1 protein-coding gene is annotated in these 2312 nt (G+C 65.1%); it reads right to left on the minus strand.

From position 1 onward, the window contains the following. Positions 1-271: 271 nt before the first annotated feature. A partial coding sequence (locus tag F6J94_RS10345; RefSeq protein ID WP_293039610.1) for an EAL domain-containing protein occupies positions 272-2312 on the minus strand: 2041 nt, incomplete at its 5' end.

The following is a 2312-nucleotide window of genomic DNA, read 5'->3' on the forward strand; positions in this document are numbered from 1 at the left end:
TCCAGAATTGACTTCCAAATTACCCGATACCTGTAGATTACTACCTACCGATAAGTGATTAGCGGCAAAATCTTGCTCTGGAGCACCATGGATATCTGCTTTAGTATGATTAACCTGGGTAATTTGAGCTGACAACGAGGGTGGCGATCAGCATGGCCGAAAGCGCGGCGGCGAAGGCCCGAGCGGCCGATCGATTCAGCCACGCCTGGCGCTGGGTCTCGACCACGGGCTCGGCCGACGGGGTGTAGACATCGAGTCTGCGGGCCATCGCTCAGCGCTCCCCGCCCCGAGATCCAACCCCCGACGCCACCTGGGTGCGCGTGATCCGGCCGGCGGAGGCACCGGCAAGAAGTAGGCGTCGGAGTTTGTCGGCGGTCAGTGGTCGGAAGAGTCCGTAACCCTGCACCAACTCGATGCCGAGGTCGGCCATGACTTGACGCTGCGACGGGGTCTCGATGCCCTCGGCTACGACCTCCATCGACAGCTGCTGGGCCAGCTCGGTGACCGAACGCAGGATCGTCAGATCAACCTCCGACTCACAGGCGTTCTGAACCAGCCGGCGATCGATCTTCAACTGGCTGATCGGGAGGCCCCGAAGGTGGGCCAACGACGTTCGACCCTCACCGAAATCGTCCAGCGAAAGCACAACGCCCAATTCGGAAAGAGCATCGATGTTCAACTGTTGGCCACGATCCTCGCTCACCAACCGCTCGCTCAGCTCGATCACCAGCCGGTCGGGGGCTATTCCGCTCAGGTGGAGGGCATCGCCGACGTTGGCCATCAGGTCGTCGGCGCCGAGCTCGGTAGGGGAAAGGTTGACGGCCACGTACACGTCTTCGACGCCGATGGCGGCAACCGTCTGGGTGGCGTGCTCCAGGATCCATCGGTTCAACCGAGATGACAGCCCGGCTTCCTCGGCCAGCGACAACGTGGTCCCGGTATCGATCGGACCAAGCTCGCGGTGGGTCCACCGCAGCAGTGCCTCCACCCCGGCGATTCGGCCCGATTCGGTGCCAACCACCGGCTGGAAGGCCATCTCGATCTCTTCCTCATCGAGCGCTCTCCGCAGCTCGGCCACCAGCCGGCCCCGGCGGCGTTCACCCTCATCGAGCGACGGGTCGTAGATCGCGGTCCGCAGGTCGCTGTGGGCCGTCTTGGCCGCATACATGGCGGCATCGGCTCGACGGAGCAACTCGGTGTCGCCCACATCGCTTGCGGTTGCCGGGTCGCGAACTGCGATGCCGATGCTGGTCCCCACCTTGGCCCGCCCGTTCTGCAGATCGAAGGGCTCTACCAGCGACGCGTGGATGCGGCTGGCCAGGGCCTGTGCCTCCTCCACTTCCTCCACCGGTCCGGCCAGCACCGTGAACTCGTCTCCACCGAGCCGGGCCAGTTCGCCGCTCGAGCCGATGACCTCCCGCAGCCGACCGGAGACTTCGACCAGCAGCTCGTCCCCGGCCTCGTGGCCCATGGTGTCATTGACCTGCTTGAAGCCGTTGAGGTCCAGGAACAGCACGACATCCAGCCCCGGACCGTCGGAGTTTGTGATTTGCCGGCGGAGCCGGGTCATGAACCACTTCCGATTCGGCAGGCCGGTGAGAACATCGTGGCTGGCCTGATGCTCCAACTCGTCATGCATTGTCTGGAGGTCGCTCAACAGCTTGTTGTTCTGCAGGGCCACCGTCGCCTGGGCGGCCAGCAGCCGGAGCGCCTCCACATCGCCCAATGCCGGCCGGTCGTTGGAAGCGAACTCAGCGCGAGCCCCACCGGTGACATCGGCGGTCTGAACTGCATCGGCTCCGCCATTGATCGAAACCGAGTCGGCGGCCCGCAACACGATGAGGGTGCCGTCGATCGTGGCCAACGTGATGCGGATGAGGCGGGAAAGACCCTCCCGCTCCAACGCCGCCCACTCCTCGGGATCGACATCTTGGTCGTCGACCACAACCTCGCCGATGCTCATGTCTTCGGGTCGCAGGCCGCTGCCGGGTTGCCCCGGAGCCGGAAGCGTTCCCCAGATTCCGCTGTTGTGGGACGCGCCGGCCAGCCAGTCCTCCCCGCCTCGCCGGATCCACACGTCGGCCGCTTCGAAATCGAGATCACCGGCGGCCTCGGCCAGGATGGCGAACAGTTCGGCCCCGGCCCCTCGAGCGGTGGTGCCGTCGGAACCCAACTGGTTGACGCGATGACCGAGCTCGGCAACATGCTCCAAATGTCGCCCCCGGAGCTTGGCCCGATCGGTGGCCTCGGCCTGCGCCGCCACATCACCGGCCAACTGTTCGGCCAGGTTGGCATCCCCGGTGCCTACCTGG

Source organism: Moorena sp. SIO1F2 (genome assembly GCF_010672755.1).
Classification (GTDB): Bacteria; Cyanobacteriota; Cyanobacteriia; order Cyanobacteriales; family Coleofasciculaceae; genus Moorena.